Annotated in this window: 1 pseudogene; it reads left to right on the top strand. The window is 59.2% G+C overall.

The window, feature by feature from the left end:
- Window positions 1–255 (top strand): annotated as a pseudogene (locus ACTHUT_RS22375) (hypothetical protein); the annotation flags it as partial.

Genomic DNA, 255 nt, shown 5'->3' with positions numbered 1-255 from the left:
CCGACAACCAGATTGACTTCAAACTGGCCAAAGACATCACCGTCGACAGCGTTACCGCAGGCGACAGCAAACTGAATTCAGACGGCCTCACCATCACAGGCGGCCCGAGTGTGACCAAAGCAGGCATTAATGCCGCCGGCAACAAGATCACCAACGTAGCCGCCGGTAGCGACGATACCGACGCCGTCAACTACAGCCAGCTGAAACAGCAAAGCGCCGCCGCCCGTACCGAGGTTGCCGCCGGCACCAACATCA

This window comes from Neisseria sp. P0022.S010, assembly GCF_051956635.1.
Note: the sequence above shows the minus strand (reverse complement) of the source record. Positions and strands in the feature narration are given on the sequence as shown.